Source organism: Anaerotignum lactatifermentans (assembly GCF_014982935.1).
Lineage (GTDB): Bacteria > Bacillota > Clostridia > Lachnospirales > Anaerotignaceae > Anaerotignum > Anaerotignum lactatifermentans.
Genome location: NZ_JADCKK010000141.1, coordinates 1 through 1,238, shown reverse-complemented (window position 1 = coordinate 1,238; position 1,238 = coordinate 1). Strand labels below are relative to the sequence as shown.

Annotated in this window: 2 protein-coding genes; both read left to right on the top strand. The window is 71.2% G+C overall.

Annotated features, from left to right (window positions below; translation table 11 throughout):
- Nucleotides 1–597: P-II family nitrogen regulator (locus INF29_RS14320; protein ID WP_207728189.1), on the top strand; the 597-nt coding region annotated here is incomplete at its 5' end.
- Between the two features lie 8 nt (nt 598–605).
- On the top strand, nt 606–1,238 hold a 633-nt coding region (locus INF29_RS14315), incomplete at its 3' end, for an OB-fold nucleic acid binding domain-containing protein (protein WP_243184194.1).

Here is a 1,238-nt window from a genome sequence, read left to right as displayed (position 1 = left end):
GCGCTGTTCGAGGCGCACGTGCGGGGCATGACCATCGTGCAGGTCCAGGGCTGCGGCAACAGCCACGGCTGGACGGAGTACGTGCGCGGCAGGCAGGTGCCGCTGAACACCATCCCCAAGGTCCAGTTCGACCTGGTGGTCGACGACTCGCAGGTCGACGACATCGTGGCGGTCATCTGCGCGGCGGCGCGCACCGGCGAGGTGGGGGACGGGAAGATCTTCGTCGCCCCGGTCGAGGAGGTCGTCGAGGCCATGGCCGAGGCTGCGTCCGAGGTGCGCGACGGCGAGGTTACGACCGCCGTGCGCGACTCCCAGGCGGCCGACGGCTCGCCCATCCGCTCCGGCGACGTCATGGGCATCGTCTCGGGCTCCATCGACGTGGTCGGCTCCGACGTCAAGGACGTCACGCTCGAGTGCGTGCGCCGCATGCAGGCCGAGGAGGAGGGGGACACGCTCACCATCCTCGCCGGCTCGGACCTGTCCGACGAGGCGTTCGAGGAGATCGTCGCCGCCATCGAGGAGGACCAGCCCGACCTCGAGATCGACCCGCATCGCGGCGAGCAGCCCCTCTATCCGGTCATCTTCTCCATCGAGTAGGTTCCCGTATGGCGCACCGCATCGCCGCACCCCGCGTGTCGGCGCGTCTGTCCCGCGCGGCCGTCCTCAGCCAGGACGCCGCGCGCCTGAAATACGTGTCGGGTGCGCGCGAGGAGGCCCTGCACCGGCTCGGCATCGAGACGGTGGGGGACCTCCTTCTCCATATCCCGCGCAGCTACCTCGACTTCTCGCACGCCTCGAGCATCGAGGCGGCGCGCATCGGGGAGGTCGCCACGGTGGTCGCGACCGTCGACCGCGTGAGCGAGAAGCACCCCCGCCCCCGCCTCTCCGTGACCGAGGTCTACCTCGACGACGAGACGGGCGTCATGCAGGCCGCCTTCTTCAAGCAGCCCTGGATCGCCCGGGACCTCCATCCGGGCGACCGCATCGCCGTCATGGGCAAGGTCGAGTTCGCCTACGGGTTCAAGCAGATGAGCGGCCCCCAGTACGAGCGGCTCGACGCGGGCGCGTCCACCGGGACCATCCTGCCGGTCCATCCGGTGACCGAGGGCGTCAGCCGCGCCTGGATGCGCAGGATCGTCTCGGGGGCCCTCGAGGCCGCCTCGACCTTCCCCGACCCGGTCCCGGCGCGCCTGCGCGCCGAGCGCGGGCTCATGAGCCTGTCGCGGGCGCTGCGCGCG